The 15701-nt window shown below is 69.8% G+C and carries 15 protein-coding genes; 8 read left to right on the top strand and 7 right to left on the bottom strand.

The features are described 5' to 3' along the window. Nucleotides 1–76 precede the first annotated feature (76 nt). Nucleotides 77–553, top strand: coding sequence for a hypothetical protein (locus ACSVDM_RS14215; protein ID WP_439265355.1), 477 nt, complete (start codon nt 77–79; stop codon nt 551–553). A 45-nt stretch (nt 554–598) separates the two neighbouring features. Here ACSVDM_RS14215 and ACSVDM_RS14210 read toward each other — a convergent pair whose 3' ends face one another. Next, nucleotides 599–859, bottom strand: coding sequence for a hypothetical protein (locus tag ACSVDM_RS14210; RefSeq protein WP_439265353.1), 261 nt, complete (start codon nt 857–859; stop codon nt 599–601). A gap of 174 nt (nt 860–1033) precedes the next feature. Here ACSVDM_RS14210 and ACSVDM_RS14205 point away from each other — a divergent pair, with 174 nt between their 5' ends. From ACSVDM_RS14205 to ACSVDM_RS14190, 4 genes are all read left to right on the top strand, one after another. Then, entirely contained in the window at nt 1034–2035 is a 1002-nt protein-coding gene (locus ACSVDM_RS14205) for a YeiH family protein (RefSeq protein ID WP_439265351.1), read from the top strand. Nucleotides 2036–2094: 59 nt separating this feature from the next. Then, a complete protein-coding gene (locus ACSVDM_RS14200) occupies nt 2095–2679 on the top strand; it encodes a YdcF family protein (protein WP_439265349.1) in 585 nt (194 codons plus the stop codon). Continuing rightward, nucleotides 2676–3596, top strand: a complete 921-nt coding sequence (locus ACSVDM_RS14195; protein WP_439265347.1) for a LysR substrate-binding domain-containing protein — start codon at nt 2676–2678, stop codon at nt 3594–3596. The genes ACSVDM_RS14200 and ACSVDM_RS14195 overlap by 4 nt, the downstream gene beginning before the upstream one ends. Nucleotides 3597–3696: 100 nt before the next feature. Then, nucleotides 3697–4527: an IclR family transcriptional regulator gene (locus tag ACSVDM_RS14190; RefSeq protein ID WP_067488737.1), complete on the top strand. Its 831-nt coding sequence runs from the start codon at nt 3697–3699 to the stop codon at nt 4525–4527. Here the strand turns inward: ACSVDM_RS14190 and ACSVDM_RS14185 are convergent, their stop codons facing one another. After that, nucleotides 4528–6219: an FAD-binding dehydrogenase gene (locus ACSVDM_RS14185; RefSeq protein WP_357143524.1), complete on the bottom strand. Its 1692-nt coding sequence runs from the start codon at nt 6217–6219 to the stop codon at nt 4528–4530. Nucleotides 6220–6311: 92 nt separating this feature from the next. On the opposite strand from ACSVDM_RS14185, the gene ACSVDM_RS14180 reads away from it, so the two are divergent. From ACSVDM_RS14180 to ACSVDM_RS14170, 3 genes are all read left to right on the top strand, one after another. Next, nucleotides 6312–6524 carry a hypothetical protein gene (locus tag ACSVDM_RS14180; RefSeq protein ID WP_067488734.1) on the top strand — a complete coding sequence of 71 codons (213 nt, stop codon included), beginning with the start codon at nt 6312–6314 and terminating at the stop codon, nt 6522–6524. A gap of 316 nt (nt 6525–6840) precedes the next feature. Next, nucleotides 6841–7371, top strand: a complete 531-nt coding sequence (locus ACSVDM_RS14175; RefSeq protein ID WP_439265345.1) for a cutinase family protein — start codon at nt 6841–6843, stop codon at nt 7369–7371. 177 nt (nt 7372–7548) lie between these two features. Continuing rightward, a complete protein-coding gene (locus tag ACSVDM_RS14170) occupies nt 7549–8427 on the top strand; it encodes an NmrA family NAD(P)-binding protein (protein WP_439265343.1) in 879 nt (292 codons plus the stop codon). 114 nt (nt 8428–8541) lie between these two features. On the opposite strand, the gene ACSVDM_RS14165 is transcribed toward ACSVDM_RS14170, so the two are convergent. From ACSVDM_RS14165 to ACSVDM_RS14145, 5 genes are all read right to left on the bottom strand, one after another. Next, nucleotides 8542–10560 carry an SDR family oxidoreductase gene (locus ACSVDM_RS14165; RefSeq protein WP_439265341.1) on the bottom strand — a complete coding sequence of 673 codons (2019 nt, stop codon included), beginning with the start codon at nt 10558–10560 and terminating at the stop codon, nt 8542–8544. Nucleotides 10561–10806: 246 nt separating this feature from the next. Further along, nucleotides 10807–11913, bottom strand: a complete 1107-nt coding sequence (locus tag ACSVDM_RS14160) for a glycosyltransferase (RefSeq protein WP_439265339.1) — start codon at nt 11911–11913, stop codon at nt 10807–10809. Beyond that, the gene (locus ACSVDM_RS14155) at nt 11910–13241 is read right to left on the bottom strand and encodes a glutamate-1-semialdehyde 2,1-aminomutase (protein ID WP_439265337.1); all 1332 of its coding nucleotides are present in this window, start codon (nt 13239–13241) and stop codon (nt 11910–11912) included. Before ACSVDM_RS14155 ends, ACSVDM_RS14160 begins: the two co-directional genes overlap by 4 nt. Next, on the bottom strand, nt 13241–14590 hold the full coding sequence (locus ACSVDM_RS14150; protein ID WP_439265336.1) for a GNAT family N-acetyltransferase: 1350 nt from the start codon (nt 14588–14590) through the stop codon (nt 13241–13243). Before ACSVDM_RS14150 ends, ACSVDM_RS14155 begins: the two co-directional genes overlap by 1 nt. Nucleotides 14591–14603: 13 nt before the next feature. Beyond that, nucleotides 14604–15614 carry a hypothetical protein gene (locus ACSVDM_RS14145; protein WP_439265334.1) on the bottom strand — a complete coding sequence of 337 codons (1011 nt, stop codon included), beginning with the start codon at nt 15612–15614 and terminating at the stop codon, nt 14604–14606. Between the last annotated feature and the right edge of the window lie 87 nt (nt 15615–15701).

Below are 15701 nucleotides of genomic sequence, written 5' to 3'. Positions count from 1 at the left end.
TCGTCCGATCCCGCAGTCCGATTATCGCGACGATGCCGGTCACGGGTCGAGGGGCGGCGTCCGGCACACTGGCCGGATGGGTGCCGAGCATGTCGACCTGCCCGAGGTCGTGGTCCACGTCGGTGACGGTGCGGGCGCGCCACGCGCCGTCGACCCCGCCCGCCCCGGCGCCGACGCCGTGAACCCGGCCCCCGACCACCCCTTCCTCCTGCTCACGCGGGGGCCGGACCACATCCAGGCCCGCTACCTGCCCGACGGCACCTACGAGATCGAGCACAGCGCGGGCACCGACCACCGCCATCTGTTCACCACCGATGCGGTGCTGGTGCGCGATGTCGTCTGGTCCTGGATCCAGCGCGACACCTGGTGGTCCGACACCGTCGCCTGGACGACCGTCGACCCCGCGCTCGCCGAAATCGACGCCCTCCGCGCCGAACTCACCGACATGCTCGACGGCATGTCCCTGCTCGACAGCGTCACCGACGACCTCGACGCGGCTCTCGCCCGAGCCGACGAACTACTCACCGCCGAACCGGATTTCGACGACGGGTGACGGCGGAAAGGTCGCCGCGGTGACGAACCCGCGGCGACCCTCCCGTCAGTCCTCGTCGCCTTCGCACCAGTCGTCGAATGCCTCGAACTCGGCCTCGTACTGGGGTGGGACGGAGTCTTCGGCCGCGTCCTCGATGGGATCCCACACCCGGTTGCAGTTCTCCGGGGCAGGTGGCCAGGACTCGATGTACTGGACCAGCGGGGTCTTCGGCGCTTCGGGTTCCTCGGCGTTCGCCACCGCGGCCGAGCTCAGGGCGAAGGCACCCGCGACGGCCGCGGCGGTGACGATCCGGTAACCAGCTCTCACAACATCCTCCTGTCTTCGGCGGCACTCCATGCCGGCTCGATCCTGCCTCCGCCTTACCCACGGACCGCTCGTCCAAGCACGCGGGCGCAGCCGTGTCGCGGCATAAGCCATGCTTATGTGCTCGTCGTGGATCGGGATCTACCCGGGGGTGCGCGGCCCGGCGATGGTGGGGAGGTGAATCGCGTAGGAACTGTCGCGCCGGGCCTGGCTCTGGCACTGCTGCTGGCCGCCGTCGCCACCCCGGTGGGCAAGGCGCTGCCGATGGCCGGAGCGCCGGTGGTGGCCCTGATCGCCGGCGCGGTGACCGGAATGTGGTTGCGGCGCCGGGGGAGTGCGAGGTTCGAGCCGGGCCTCGACGTGGCCAGGCAGCGGGTGCTCGGGTGGGCCATCGTGCTGCTCGGGCTCGGTCTGCCGATGGGTTCGGTGCTCGGTGTGGGGCGCGAGACCGCTGTCGTACTGGTCGGCACACTCGTCGCCGGTGCCGTCGCCGCGTTCGTCATAGGGCGGATGCTCGCCGTGGATCGTGAGTCGGCCACCCTGATCGCCGCCGGGTCGACCATCTGCGGTGCCTCCGCCATCGCGGCCGCGACGGCGGTGCTCCGACCCGATCGGCAACGGGTGGCCTACGCACTCGGCACCATCTTCGTCTTCAATGTCGTTGCGGTACTCGTCTATCCACCGCTGGGCCGGGCGATCGGGATGTCGCCGCAGGCGTTCGGCCTCTGGGCGGGCACCGCCATCAACGACACCTCCTCGGTGCTGGCCGCCGGGGTGGTGTTCGGGGCGGGTGCCGCGCAGTTCGCCGTCGTGGTGAAGCTGGTCCGCAGTCTGGCCATCGTCCCGCTCTGCCTCGGCCTGCATCTGGGACGCCGACGGATGGCCGAGCGAACGGGCACATCCCCCGGCTCCCTGCGCGAGAGCTTCCCGCTGTTCGTCGTGATGTTCGTGGCGTCGTCCATCGTCGCCGCCACCGGGGTCCTGCCCCCGGCTCTCACCGAGCCACTCGCCGCGACGAGCGGCTGGTTGATCACCGCCGTCCTGGCCGCCATCGGCACGTCCCTGAGCCTGGACCGCCTGCGGTCCGCGGGTCCACGTCCGCTGCTCCTCGGCGGCGCCATCGGCGTGGTGCTCGGCACCTCGAGCCTGGCGCTGATGGCGCTCACCGGCTGGTGCTGAAACCCGAGGTCAGGTGCGTATTCGGCGCCTCGCGGAGATCATCGTGGTTTGCTGGAGAGGTGCGCACACGAAGCCGGATCGCCGCCGCCGCCCTCGGCGCCATGCTGTGGGGCGAGTGGGTGAACTGGCGTGCGTCCCGAACCGAGACGCGCCCCGACACCGGCGGATCGGAGGCGGTGGTCGTGCTCGGATACCGCAATGCCGGTCGCAGCGCTAACGCCATGAACCGATGGCGAGTGCGCGCGGGTCTGCGTTCCCTCGACCCAGGGGCGAGCGAATCGCGGCTGGTGCTGTGCGGCGGTGCCTGCGCGGGGCCCGACACCGAGGCATCGCTGCTGGCCCGCTACGCGCGCGAACGCGGATACACCGGTGAGCTCGTGCTCGAGGAGAACAGCCGATCCACCTGGGAGAACATCGCCTTCGCCCTCCCGTTCCTGAAGGACGTCGATCGGATCAAGATCGTCTCCCTGCCGACGCACGCCGCCGTCGCCCGCCGCTACCTCGCGGAGCAGAGCCCCGAGCTCGCTACCCGCCTGGTGCGCGGGCGCGACTACCGATTCGGGGAGTGGATGCCGCTCAAACCGGTGATCGCGCTCTACGGGGTCGCGAAGAACCTGCGCCGCACACCGGCGACCGGTGCGTGATGCTGCCACCGGGAACCCCCGACCTCGACGTCCTCGATCTGCTGGTGTCGGTCGCCGAGCTGGGTAGTCTCGGCGCCGCCGCGCGCCGCCACGGCATCACCCAGCCCGCCGCGAGCATGCGCATCAGCGCTTTGGAACGCCGAATGCGGGTCAAACTGCTCGACCGCGGGCCGACCGGATCGGAACTCACCGACGCCGGCCGCGCCGTCGTCGAGCACGCGCGGCCGGTGCTCGCGGCCGTGCGCGACCTCGTCGACGACATCGACCGGCTGCGTGCCGCCCAGGCCACGCGCCTGCGGATCGCCGCATCGAAAACCATTGCCGATCATCGCATTCCGCATTGGCTGGCGGCGTTGCGCACCGACCATCCCGAGGTGATCGTCGCCCTGGACGTCGAGAATTCCACCCAGGTCGCCGCCCTGGTCCGCGACGGCGCCGCCGACGTGGGTTTCGTCGAGGGTCCACACCCCCCGGCCGGGCTCGGCAGCCGGGTGCTCGGCTCCGACGAACTGGTCGTCGTCGTGGCGCGGGACCACCCGTGGGCGCGCCGGAAGACCCCCGTGACACTCGCCGAGCTCGCCCACACCGCCCTGCTCTGGCGTGAACCCGGCTCCGGCACCCGCGACACCGTCTGGGACCTGCTCAGCAGCGAGGGCGCACCGGCGGGCCCGGCCGCCGAACTCGGCTCGGCCGCGGCCATCGTTGCCGCCGCGCGAACCGGGATGGCCCCGGCGGTGCTGAGCCGCCTGATCGCCGCACCTGATCTGGCTACCGGCGCCCTGGTCGAGGTGTCCTCGACCGATGCCACCCGCCTCACCCGCAAGTTCCGGGCCATCTGGCGGCGTAGCAGCCCACCGACCGGCCCCGCCGCGCTCCTCGTCGAGCGCGCCGCCCGCCTCGAAGAGGCCCGCCGCTAGCGAATTCGGCCGGTGTGTACCGCTCGGTCCAGCGAAATGGTGCGTCTGCGGCACGGACAGCTCTAGGCTGTATTCGCTACACACTGTGGAGGTTGGATCTATGACGGTCGACATCGTGACCGAACCGGCGCCGGAGGAACTGTGGACCGGATCGGCCCGGTCGGCCGGGACACCGCCCACGTCGATGATCGAGCGGATGACACTCATCCTCGACGCCTTCGACGCGACCACCCCGACCCTCACTCTGCTCGGCCTGGCCGAGCGCACCGGCCTGCCCAGGTCAACGGTGCATCGCATCCTCGATCAGATGATCCGATTGCGTTGGCTCGCACACACTCCCGGCGGTTACCGCCTCGGGCTGCGGGTGCTCGAACTCGGCGGGCTCGCCGCCGAACACAACGAACTACGTGAAGTGGTCGGCCCGCTGCTCTACGACCTCAGCCAGCGCACCGGCCTGGTCGGGCACCTCGCCGTGCTCGACGGCCGCGAGGTGCTGTTCCTGGATCGCGCGGGCAGGCGCGGGCAGGTGGCGATCCCCACCCGCATCGGCGGCCGGTTGCCTGCGCACTGTACGGCCCTCGGCAAAGCGCTGCTGGCCACGCTCGAACCCGGCATCGCCGAGGCTTCGCTGCGCGGCAACACCGTCGCCCGCACGGCCCGCACCATCATCGACCGGGTGGAACTGCACCGAGAACTGGCCCGCATCCGGCACCGTCAGGGCGTCGCCGTCGACACCGAGGAATCGCTACCCGGCGTGGGCTGTGTCGCGGTGCCGATCCGTGGCCGAGGAGTGGCGGTAGCCGCTATTTCGTTGTCGGGCACTGTGAACGGCGACCGCGCCGCCCTCGACACCGCCCGGCTGGCGCGCGCCCTCGCCGAGGTCGCCAACGAGGCATCGCGCGCGCTGACACCCCGGCACGGGCGCGGCTGACTAGCTCCGGCGCGCCATCGCCCGGCCCGCGGCGCGGCCGGAGAAGATACAGCCGCCGAGGAACGTGCCCTCGAGCGCGTTGTACCCGTGCACACCGCCGCCGCCGAACCCGGCGACCTCACCGGCGGCGTACAGGCCGTCGAACACCGAACCGTCCGGGCGCAGCACCTGCGAGTCGAGGTCGGTCTGCAAGCCGCCCAACGTCTTGCGGGTCAGCACATTGAGCCGCACCGCGATGAGCGGGCCGTGGGCCGGATCCAGGATGCGATGCGGGGTGACCACCCGCTGCAACTTGTCGCCGATGTACTTGCGGGCGGCGGTGATCGCCGCGATCTGCGCGTCCTTGGTGAAGGGGTTGGTCACCTCGCGATCGCGAGCGACGATCTGCCGTTCCAGTTCGGCGGCATCGAGCTTGGGCCCGCGCGCGATCTCGTTCATGCCGTCCACCAGGGCGGGGAGCGAGTCGGCGACCACGAAGTCCACACCGTGCTGCTTGAACGCCTCGACCGGACCCGGTGCGCCCTTGGCGAGGCGGCTGCGCAGCGTGAGCTTCCAGTCCTTGCCGGTGATGTCGGGGTTCTGCTCCGAGCCGGAGAGAGCGAACTCCTTCTCGATGATGGTCTGGTTCAGCACGAACCAGGAGTAGTCGTAGCCGGTCGACAGGATCTGGCGCATCGTGGCATTGGTGTCGAAACCGGGGAAGCACGGTGCGGGCATGCGTCGACCGTTCGCGTCGAACCACAGCGGGGAGGGACCGGGCAGGATGCGGATGGCGTGATCGGGCCACACCGGATCCCAGTTGTTGATGCCCTCGGTGTAGTGCCACATGCGGTCGCGGTTCACCAGGGCCGCGCCCGCGCTCTCGGAGATGCCGAGCATCCGCCCGTCGACGTAGGCGGGTACGCCCGAGATCATCGTCTCCGGGCACGGGCCGAGGCGCTCGGTCGGCCAGTTGCGGCGGATGATGTCGTGCGCGTGCCCGATACCGCCCGTGCTCACCAGCACCGCAGGCGCCTGGAAATCGAAGTCGCCGACCACGTCCCGGTTCGAGGCGACACCACGCTCGGTGTCGCTCGGTGCGAGCACGCTGCCGCGCACACCGGTGACCGCACCGTCGGTGACCACCAGTTCGTCGACCCGGTGGCGGAACGCGAACCGCACCAGGCCCTTGGCCTCACCGGCCAGCACGGGCTCGAGGAACACCCGCAGGACCTCCGGGCCGGTGCCCCAGGTGAGGTGGAAACGGGGGACCGAATTGCCGTGGCCGTCGGCGAGGGAGCCGCCGCGTTCGGCCCAGCCGACGATCGGTGTGATGCGTAAACCCAAGGCGTGCAGGTAGTCCCGCTTCTCGTCGGTCGCGAAGCGGACGTAGGCGCGCGCCCACTCCACGGCCATGCTGTCCTCGCCGTCGAGGCGGTCGAAACCGGCCGACCCCATCCAGTCCTGCAGGGCGAGGTCGTAGGAATCCTTGATGCCGAGGCGGCGCTGCTCGGGGGTGTCGACCAGGAACAGCCCACCCAGCGACCAGAACGCCTGCCCACCCAGATTGGCGCGGTTCTCCTGATCGACCACGAGCACCTTGCGTCCGGCCAACACCAGCTCGTGGGTGGCGACCAGGCCCGCGAGCCCGGAGCCGACCACGATCGCGTCGGGGGAGAAATCATCGGTGGGCTGAGGTGCTGCGCTCGACATGTAGGAAAGCTAGCATTGCTGCGACGGTGACCGGGGGGAGTCCTGGAATTCACCTGACCAGCGATGTTCACCGAAGAAAGGCTCGAGAAACCATGAAGGTCCGGATCCGCGCGGGCGCCGCCGTGCTCGCCCTCGCCGTGCTGGCGTCCCTCGGCGCCACCTCCTGCGGCAAGTCACGCTGGTGCGAACGCGACCTCGGCGATGTGCACGTGGCCGACTCCTACTGCGAGAAGAACACCCCCGGCTACGAGTGGGAACCCGACAACGACAAGCCGAAGTACAAAAAGAAGTCCAAGAAGAAGTAAATCCCTCGGGCGGCCCTGTGCCGCAGGCGATCCGAGACGCAACCGTGGCGCAAGGGATGCGCAACGCATGCCGTGCCGATGCCGATGACCGGGTATTCCACCTCTGAGCACCCCGAATGCCGTTGAGGCAGGCGGTAACTGCTCGGTTCTCTAATCCTCACAACGGCGTGAGCAGGTGGTCCCCATGGCCTATCGGAAGGTAATGCGTATCGGTTGGAAGCGCACAGCGACAATGCTGTCGGTGTGGCTTCTCGCCACGGGAATCGGTTCGGCGATAACGCCCGGACCTACGGCGTGGGCACAGGGTTGTGCCGCGGTGGACGTCGTAATCGCCCGTGGCACAACGGAGCCCGGATATCTAGGGGCCGCCGTCGGGGACCCGCTCTACGCGGTCCTGCGCGAGCATCTGGCGGTGGACACCAGTGCGCACCGCGTGGAATACCCCGCCGATCTGCTGGTGCCGTCCTCGGTGAGCGAGGGGACCCGCGCCATGACAGGTCATCTCGTCGCCCGCTCGGCCGCCTGCCCGGACCAGCGGTTCATCCTGGTCGGCTATTCGCAGGGTGCGGTGGTCACCCACGGTGTACTGGGTTCTTCTGCCGCACTGGTACTTCCGGGGATGTGGACACTCCCGCCCGAGCTGTCCCACCGTATCCTCGCGGTACTGCTGTTCGGCGACCCACTCCGCCTCGTCGGCGGAACAGTCCACCCGTGGTACGCGGATCGCACGCAGAACTACTGCGCCGCAGGCGATCCGGTATGCGCGGGCGGCATCTTCCCCGCCGCCCACGGCACCTACGAATGGGCCTTCGCCGATGCGGCGGGACAGGTGAACGCCCGGCTGTGAAGTCGCCCGCCGGAGGGAAGTACGTTCCTGACTACGCGGGGATCCGGCTGGGCTCCGGTGTGATGATCGGCCCGAAGGCCACCTTCATCACCATGGGACACCCGATCGGTCCTGCGGACGTGGTGACACCGGCATGCGCGGACGGAAAGTGACCGCGATGGCTTCTATCGTGCGGTTATGGGAAATCGAACGAAGAGGATCGTGGTCACCACTCCCGCGGGACACGTGGGGTCGCGGGTGGTGCGGCTGTTGGTGCAGGCGGGAGTTCGGCCGCGGGTGCTGATGCGGCACCCGGGGCGGCTCGACGACGGCGTTCGGGAACTGGTCGACGTGGTGCAGGTCGACCTGGGGGACGCGGACGCCGTGGTGCGGGCCACCGAGGGGGCCGATCGGTTGTTCTGGGTCGACCCGCCCGCACTGGTGGACGGTGATCCGGTAGCCGGCTACGCGCTGATGGGTGCCTCCGCGGCGCGGGCCGTAGTCGAGAACAGCATCGAGAAGACGGTGTTCCTCAGCAGCGGGGGAGCCGAGAAACGTTCCGGCGCCGGAGAAATCGACGGACTCGCACGCACCGAGGAGCTACTCGACGCCACCGGTGCCGATGTGCTGCATCTGCGATGCGGGTACTTCTTCACGAACCTGCTGCCTCAACTCGACGAGATCCGGGCGGGCACCCTGTCCACGCCCTGGCCACTGGATCACGCCATGCCGTGGGTCGATCCCCGCGATATCGGCGAGGTCGCCGCGGTGCGCTTGCTGTCCGACGACTGGTCGGGCCGCGTCGTCCAGGCGGTCCACGGACCCGAGGATCTCACCTTCGCGCGCGTGGCCGAGATCCTCGGCGCACAACTCGGGCGCGACGTCACCCCGATCCACCTCTCCGACCGGGAGTTCCGCAACGCCCTGCGATCGGCGGGGCTCGGTGACGGCCAAATCGCCGGAATCGCCGGAATGGCAGCGGGTCTCAGCACGGACTACCTCCCGGAGGACCCCCGAACCCTGCTCACCACCACGCCGACGACTCTGGCCGAGTGGGTCTGCCGTCAGCTGCCCTGATCACCGGGATTATCCCGCCCCACATGACGTGGGCCAGGCCATCAGCAGCTGTGGGATGACCCGACCCGGTCACGACACCCCCCGACACAGCGAGTGTCGTGACCGGGACTCAGATCACCAGTGGACGCCGGGCAGCATCCGGCTCATCCGCGCGGCCGGACTCGGAACCACCATCAGCGGGGCGAGGACCGGGCCGAGCACCGTGAGGGGTCCACGCGACGGTTCGGTCGTCTCGGCGGGTTCCGCGATGACCGGTTCCTGCTTGCCCTGCGCGGCGGTCGATTCACCGAAGAGGCGGTACCCGGTGTGCATGATGGTCCGTTTCAGCGACGGCAGGAACATCTCGACCGCCTGCGAGAACGTGCCGACAGGCGTGTCGATGCGGTCGGGGCGTTCGAGCAGGGCGCGGACCACGATGCCCGCCGCCCGCTCCGGATCCGGCAGCGGCAGCGCCCGGTAGAGCTCGGTCGGCGCGATCATGGGGGTGCGGACCAGTGGCATCCGGATGGAGGTGAAAGTGATTCCGGCGTCACGGTTTTCGACCGCGGCGATGTCACTGAAATTGTCCAGCGCCGACTTGCTCGCGGCGTACGCGGCGAAGCGCGGCACCTTGGTCTGCACCGCGATCGAGGAGATGTTCACGATGTGGCCGAAGTGGCGTTCCCGCATCGACGGCAGCAGCGCGAGGATGAGCCGCACCGCCCCGAAGTAGTTCACTGCCATGGTCCGCTCGAAATCGTGCATGCGGTCCACCGAATTGGCCACCGAGCGCCGGATCGAACGGCCCGCGTTGTTCACCAGATAATCGACGTGGCCGTGCTCGGCGAGCACCGTCTGCACCAGCGCGCCGACGGCCGTGGCATCGGTGATGTCGCACGGGTAGGCGAAAGCCGACCCACCGTCGGCACGAATGGATTCCGCTGCGGCAGTGAGATCTTCGACGCCGCGCGCCACCATCAGCACCACCGCGCCACGACGCGCGACAGCATGCGCGGTGGCCAGGCCGATGCCCGACGACGCGCCGGTGATGAGCACCGTGCGGCCCGCGAGCGGATGCGCCCCGGACTCGACACGGCCGCGCTGCGGATCGAGGTTGGCCCGCCAGAATTCCCACAGCCGGGCGGCGTAGGTCTCGAACGCGGGCACCTCGAGCCCCGGCAGCAGCGCCCGCGTGGAGTCCGAGACGAACTCGGCGGTGAAACCGACATGCGGCGCCACCTCCGCGGGGATGCCCGCCTGCTCGAACAGGAAGTCGCGCACCGCGTGCGCACCGGGCACCTGCCCGAGCCCGCGCAGCGCGAACGCGCTGCCCGGCACGGTCCCGATCCCGGTCGGCCCGCCCGCCGCGCTCGCCAGCGCACGGTAGATCTCGCCGAACGGCTGCGGCTGCGGGTTGACCAGGTGGAATGTGCGCCCGTCCAGCCCCGGGCGGCGCACCAGGCGCACCATCGCCTCGGCCACGTAGTCGACCGGAACCACATTGGTGGCACCCAGATCGGGCAGCGGCAGCGGCAGTTCGGCGGGCAGATCCGACAGCGCCGCGATCGCCGGGAAGAAGTAGTACGGGCCGTCGATCTTGTCCATCTCGCCGGTGCGCGAATCACCGACGACGATCGCGGGGCGATACACCCGCCACCGCACGTCGCCGGCCTCGCGGACCAGCTTCTCGGCCGCGAACTTGGTGCGGTGATAGGGCGAGGTGAGGTTCTGGCCGAGGTCGAAATCCTCCTCGAAGAACTTGCCGTGATGATCGCCCGCCACCGCCACCGAGGACACGTGGTGCAGGACCGCACCGAGCCTGCGGGCCAGCTCGATCACCGCGCGGGTGCCGTTCACATTGGCCGCGTGGGCGGATTCCTCGTCGGCGGTCATGTCGTAGACCGCGCCGAGGTGCAGCACATGGTCGGCGCGCGGCGGCTCATCGCCCAAGCCGAGCCCTTCGGCGGTCAGGTCGCCGACCAGGGCGAACACGCGATCGCCGTCGGGATGCTGCGCGTTGAGCGCGGTGAACTTGGCCAGCGACTCGGCGCGCACCAGCACGTGCACGATCGCGGCCGGGTCGGCGGCGAGCAGCTCACGTACCACTCGCCGACCGAGAAAACCGGTACCGCCCGTCACGATGTAGGAAACCATCGCCCCTCCTGAAAATGTCTCGAAACACGGTGTGCGCAAAAGTGATCCGGCATGCGGCGGTGGATGTGGGGATCACGAGAACCCGGGAACGTCGTCGTCCGGGTGGGGCTAACCGTACTCGTCGGTAACAAAGGGGGCAAGCGACGGGGTGTCTGTCACCGTGTGGGAATTGTCACCCGTCGTCGCAGGTCAAAGGGTATGTGTGACAGCTGATTTCCGTAACTCCGAGTTTCGGGCAACTTCTCGCTAACGGTGCGCGGCGAGTACTCCGGCGACGGTGTCGGCCATCCTGGCGCGGAATTTGTCGGGGGCGAAGCTGTCGGCGTGTGCGCGGATCTTCGCGGAATCGTAGGTGCCCGAATCGAAGTCGCGCATCCGTTCGGCGAGGGCGGCGACGACCGCGTCGTCGTGGCCCGGCGGCACGTATTCGCCGGTCACGCCGGGTCGCACCGTGTCGAGCGAGCCACCCGTGCCGACCGCGAGCACCGGCGTGCCACAGGCCATGGCCTCCACGGGGACGATGCCGAAGTCCTCGATGCCCGGCATCAGCAGCGCCCGGCAGCGCCGGTACATGTCCTGCAGGACGTCGGCGGAGGTGGCACCGAGGAACGTGGTCTCCGGCCCGGCGAGCTCTTCGAGTTGGTCCCGGAACCGGCCTTCGCCGAGCACGACCAGCCGCACGCCCGCGCGCTGAGCCGCGCGGATCGCCAGATCCGCGCGCTTGTAGGGCACGAGCCTGCCCGCGCACAGGAAGAAGTCCTCCCGCCCGACCCCGGGATCGGGCGTGAAGCGGGCGACCTGCACCGGCGGATTCACGACGGAGGCGGGCAGACCCCACCAATCCCGTACCCGGTCGGCGACGGCATGCGAGTTGGCGACCACATGGGTGAGGCGGGGTGCGGCGCGCAATTCGCCACGGCGAGCGAGGGTTCCGAGCGCACCGAGGGCGAGCTGACCCAGCCGGCCGCCCGCTTCCTGGGCGCGGAATTCCCGATCCCACGCCCACCGTGCCGGGCTGTGCACATAGGCGACCACGGGTGCGTCGGTGGCGAGCGCGGCCTGGGTGGCGAAGGCATGGTGGCTCACCACGACCACGTCGAAGTCGCGAAGCGGCATGCGCCGCAACGCCCGCGGCACCAGCGGTAGCAGGGGAGCGTGCCTGCCGCCGGTGACGGTGTGGGCGCGGCTGAGCCAGGTGTCGTGCACCGCGCGCACCGGCTCGCGCAGTCCGCCGGGCGCCACGATGGGCGCGAAAACCTCGGCGTCGGGCCAGGTTTCGACGAACTCGCCGACCACGGCCTCCGAGCCGCCGAATTCGGTGAATCGTTCGTGGACGATGGCGACACGGGTCATGGGGAGGTTCTCGTTTCGATCCGGCGGGGTGCGGCGGTGCGGCGCAACGCGGGCGCGACCGGGCGGCCACGCAGCAGCCCGTCGACGGAGCCGCGCTCGATCGCGCGGCGATACACCCCGGCGGCCCCGGCGCACGCGGAGACCGTGTCGGCGACGGCCTCGGCGTCGTGGGCGGCGGAGGTGACGAAGGACTGTCCGAGCACGCCGTGCTCGAGCAGTTCCTGCAGGAACAGGGTCCGAAAGGCTTGCGACGGTAGGCCTTCGGCGTCGAGGGTGCGGAAGATCAGGCACGACGGGCGCCCGCGCACCTGGAGGTGGTCGGTGATGCCGTGTTCGGCGGCGACGGCGTTCACACCGTCGGCGAGGGCTCGGCCCGCCTCTTCCATGCGGGTGATCGGGTCCTCGGTGCGGTAGGCGTGCACCACGGCGCGGAACGCCGCGAGCGAGGCGGTTTCGGGGCCGTGGGTGGTGGAGAGCAGGAATACCCGGTCGCGATCGGTGCGCAGGCCGCCGAGTTCCATGTACTGGCGTTTGCCCGCGAGTGCGGACAGCGGGAATCCGTTGCCCATCGCCTTGCCCCAGCACGACAGATCGGGTGTCACCCCGTAGACCGCTTGGGCGCCGCCTGCCGACCACCGGAAGCCGGTGATCATCTCGTCGAACACCAGCAGCGTGCCGTGCCGATCACACAGTGCGCGAACGCCTTCCAGGTATCCGGGTAGTGGCTCGGCCAGCGCGGTCGCCGCCTCGAGGAAGACCGCCGCCACCGTCTCGCCCGCCAGGACCGCCGCGAGCGCGTCGAGATCGTTGTAGGGGAATGTCACGGTGTCGACGGCGGGGATGCCTGCGGACATGTCGGTGGTGCCGATGAACCAGTCGTCGACAGAGAAGAACGGCTGTGCGCAGACCGCGACGGTGGTGCGCCCGGTGACCGCGCGGGCGAGCCGAACGGCCGCCGTGGTCGCGTCGGAGCCGTTCTTGGCGAACTTCACCATGTCGGCACCCGGTACCAGGTTCAGGAAGTCTTGCGCGGCAAGCAATTCCAGTTCGGTGGGGCGGGAGAAGCTCATGCCGTCGGCGGCGGCCTCGGTGGCCGCACGCAGGACCGGTTCGTACCCGTGGCCGAGGGTGACCGACCGCAATCCCATCCCGTATTCCACGAACTCGTTACCGTCGGCATCCCAGACGCGAGCGCCCTTGCCGCGCATCAGCACCGGTGCCATCGACTCGGGGTACTGGTCGGCGCCGCGGGCATAGGTATGCGCGCCGCCGGGGACGAGGTCGTGCAGACGCGCCTGGATTTCGGTGCTTCGGGTGAAGTCGCGCATCAGGTGAGCCCCCAGAGATCGTGATCTGCACACAGTCCGCTCGGCCCGCGATGGGCCCTCAGCAGTCCCTCGTGGGCGAAGCCGGCGGCGGCGACCACCGCGGCGGTGACGGTGTCGCCGACGGGAATCTCGGCCGCCATCCGCCGCACACCCAGCTCCGCGAAAGCGTGCTCGACGACCGAGCGCAGTGCTGCCGCCCACAGTTCGGGTTCGACCCGGAGTGGATCGACCCAGGTGTAGAGCCCGGTGGCCTGGCACGGCAGCGGTGAATCGTAGAGGTGGAATTCGCCTGCGTAAGTACCGTTCACGTCGAGTACGAGGCGCAGTCCACTCGGTGATCGGAGGCCGAATCGGGTGTGCCACAGCGTGCGATACCACTGGGCGCGGCTCTTCGACCGGTCTTGCCCGGCCGAGGAACCTTCCTCGGTGCGGAGTCCCTCCTGCCGGGACCGGGGGAACGAGCTCGTCGCCGTCACCCTTGTGCGTCGCACCCGACTCCACTGCGCCCTGTCCATGCGAGTCAGGGTGCGCACCACCGTGTTCGGACCCTCGGGGAAGATCAGCGCAACCGGGCCGGCGGGTCGGTAGCGCCGCAGCTTCTCCCGCACAGACCACACCGACCATCGCAGGGCGGCCAGTGCGACCACCGCGCGCGGTACGCCGGTACTCGCCGCGACTGCGCCCGGTGCGGTGCTCGGTGGGTAGGTCGACCTGGAAGTTCTCGGCTCCACGACAGGAACGTCCGCTGGATCGGCCGGAACGAGCGGCGGCAGCTGCGCGGCCGCCAGATCGGCAGGGGTCAGTGCCCACAGCGTGTGGTCCTTGCGCGCACCGCCCGCGTCGTAGGCCCGGACCATCGTCGCTTCGTGCCGGAAGCCCAGACCCCGCAGGCAGCGCAGCGCCGGGTCGTTGTCGACGGACACCGGGGCGAGCACCCGCGCCACCCCGTGCACGCGGAACATGTAGTCGCACAACAACAGCAGGGCCCGGCCGATCAGACCGCGACCGGCCGCACCGGCATCGATCCAGGCGCTGGCCTCCGCCGTCCCCGAGTCGGCGTCGATGATCGTGTACTCGATCTGCCCCGCGAACCACCCGTCGACCTCGATCACGCCGACGAACCGGCGACCGGCCCGCATATCGGCCCGAGCCACCAGGCACTCGCGCGCCCAGATCCGTGGCGTGTGCCGCTGCTCCCAGCTCAGCGGTGAGGTGCCCCAGTGCGGTTCGATCCAGGCCCGGTCACGCAACCTGATCTCACGCCACCGGTCGAAGTCCGACAATCGCGGCGGGCGCAGGCGAACGAGGCTGTCGCCGTGGCGGATCGGGCCGAAGGTCAGGCTCGACATCACGGTCGGCGCCTCAGTTCTCGCGCGGACCGGAGGACTTCGGCACCGGTGCCGCCCGCACCGGCCATTGCCGTGGCAGCACCGTCGTCGCGGGGTCGTAGTGGACACTCGCGCTGCCGGTCACGTGCGGCACGGTCGCGGTGTCGGTGCGCGCCGGTGGTGTCGGCGGGGCAGGCTGCGGCTCGGCGGGTTCCGGCTTCCTCAGATCCGGTGTCGGCGAGGCCTGCGCAGGATCCGGCTTCGCCCCGCCGCGGCGAAGACCACCACGCCGGACGATCGCACCACGAGCGAGCACCACCGACTCCGCGACGATGATCAATGTGGCCAGCGCTGCGAACAGGCCCTCCTGCACCGGATGCGGGGCGACGAGTTCCGAGCGGGGATTCGCCACCACCGTCAGTCGCGGCATGCCGAGCACCTGCCGGAATTCCATCTCGCGGGCCACATCCCTGGCGTCGAAGCTCAGTTCGGGGCGCAGCGGGTCGTCGGCGAGGCGTTTGGTGAAGGTGTCCTCCACCGCGCGCCGATGCGTCTCGAGGTCGGCCGCCGAACGGGCGATGGCCTCGGTGCGCATCTGCGAGGCGACACTGTCCAGGGACTGCTGCACCGCGAAGACCAGCTTCTCGGCTTGCTCGGGCGACCCCGCCTGCGCCTTGATGATCAACAGCGAGGGCGCGGGACCGGTCATGGCCGAAACCCGTGGCCGCAGATCCTGTTCCGACGGCGCGAGCCCGTTCTTCACCACATCCGAGAGCACCCGGCTCTCGGTGACGAGCACGATGTAGGGCTGGGTGAGCTCGTTGAAGACCGCACCGATGGACTGCTGCGAGATCTGCGCGGTCAGGCTCGCCTCATAGGTGCGTGGACTGCCGTCGCGCACCACCCACACCACACCACCGACGATCGCGGCGACGACCAGGGCGATCGGCAGGGCGCGCAGCAGCTCGCGCAGATGGTCGGCAATGTTCACCCCGGACATGGCCGGGGAATCGGCGCCCGTGTCCGCCGGGTCGGTCTCGCTCACGCTGTCCCCACATTTCGCCGATCTTGTGCAGCGATGTTAGCTGGGGTTCCACTGACTAGCGAACTCTGAGCACTGTGGCGAGCGTCA

It is taken from the genome of Nocardia sp. JW2 (assembly GCF_051843015.1).
GTDB classification, from domain to species: Bacteria; Actinomycetota; Actinomycetes; order Mycobacteriales; family Mycobacteriaceae; genus Nocardia; species Nocardia coubleae.
The sequence above is the reverse complement of the archived record's forward strand: the minus strand, read 5'-3'. Positions and strand labels throughout refer to the sequence as shown.

Coding starts and splice junctions, on each gene's coding strand:
- ACSVDM_RS14215 (WP_439265355.1), top strand. CDS start 77: ATGGGTGCCGAGCATGTCGACCTGCCCGAGGTCGTGGTCCACGTCGGT.
- ACSVDM_RS14190 (WP_067488737.1), top strand. CDS start 3,697: ATGACGGTCGACATCGTGACCGAACCGGCGCCGGAGGAACTGTGGACC.
- ACSVDM_RS14185 (WP_357143524.1), bottom strand. CDS start 6,219: ATGTCGAGCGCAGCACCTCAGCCCACCGATGATTTCTCCCCCGACGCG.
- ACSVDM_RS14180 (WP_067488734.1), top strand. CDS start 6,312: ATGAAGGTCCGGATCCGCGCGGGCGCCGCCGTGCTCGCCCTCGCCGTG.
- ACSVDM_RS14170 (WP_439265343.1), top strand. CDS start 7,549: ATGGGAAATCGAACGAAGAGGATCGTGGTCACCACTCCCGCGGGACAC.
- ACSVDM_RS14165 (WP_439265341.1), bottom strand. CDS start 10,560: ATGGTTTCCTACATCGTGACGGGCGGTACCGGTTTTCTCGGTCGGCGA.
- ACSVDM_RS14160 (WP_439265339.1), bottom strand. CDS start 11,913: ATGACCCGTGTCGCCATCGTCCACGAACGATTCACCGAATTCGGCGGC.
- ACSVDM_RS14155 (WP_439265337.1), bottom strand. CDS start 13,241: ATGCGCGACTTCACCCGAAGCACCGAAATCCAGGCGCGTCTGCACGAC.
- ACSVDM_RS14150 (WP_439265336.1), bottom strand. CDS start 14,590: ATGTCGAGCCTGACCTTCGGCCCGATCCGCCACGGCGACAGCCTCGTT.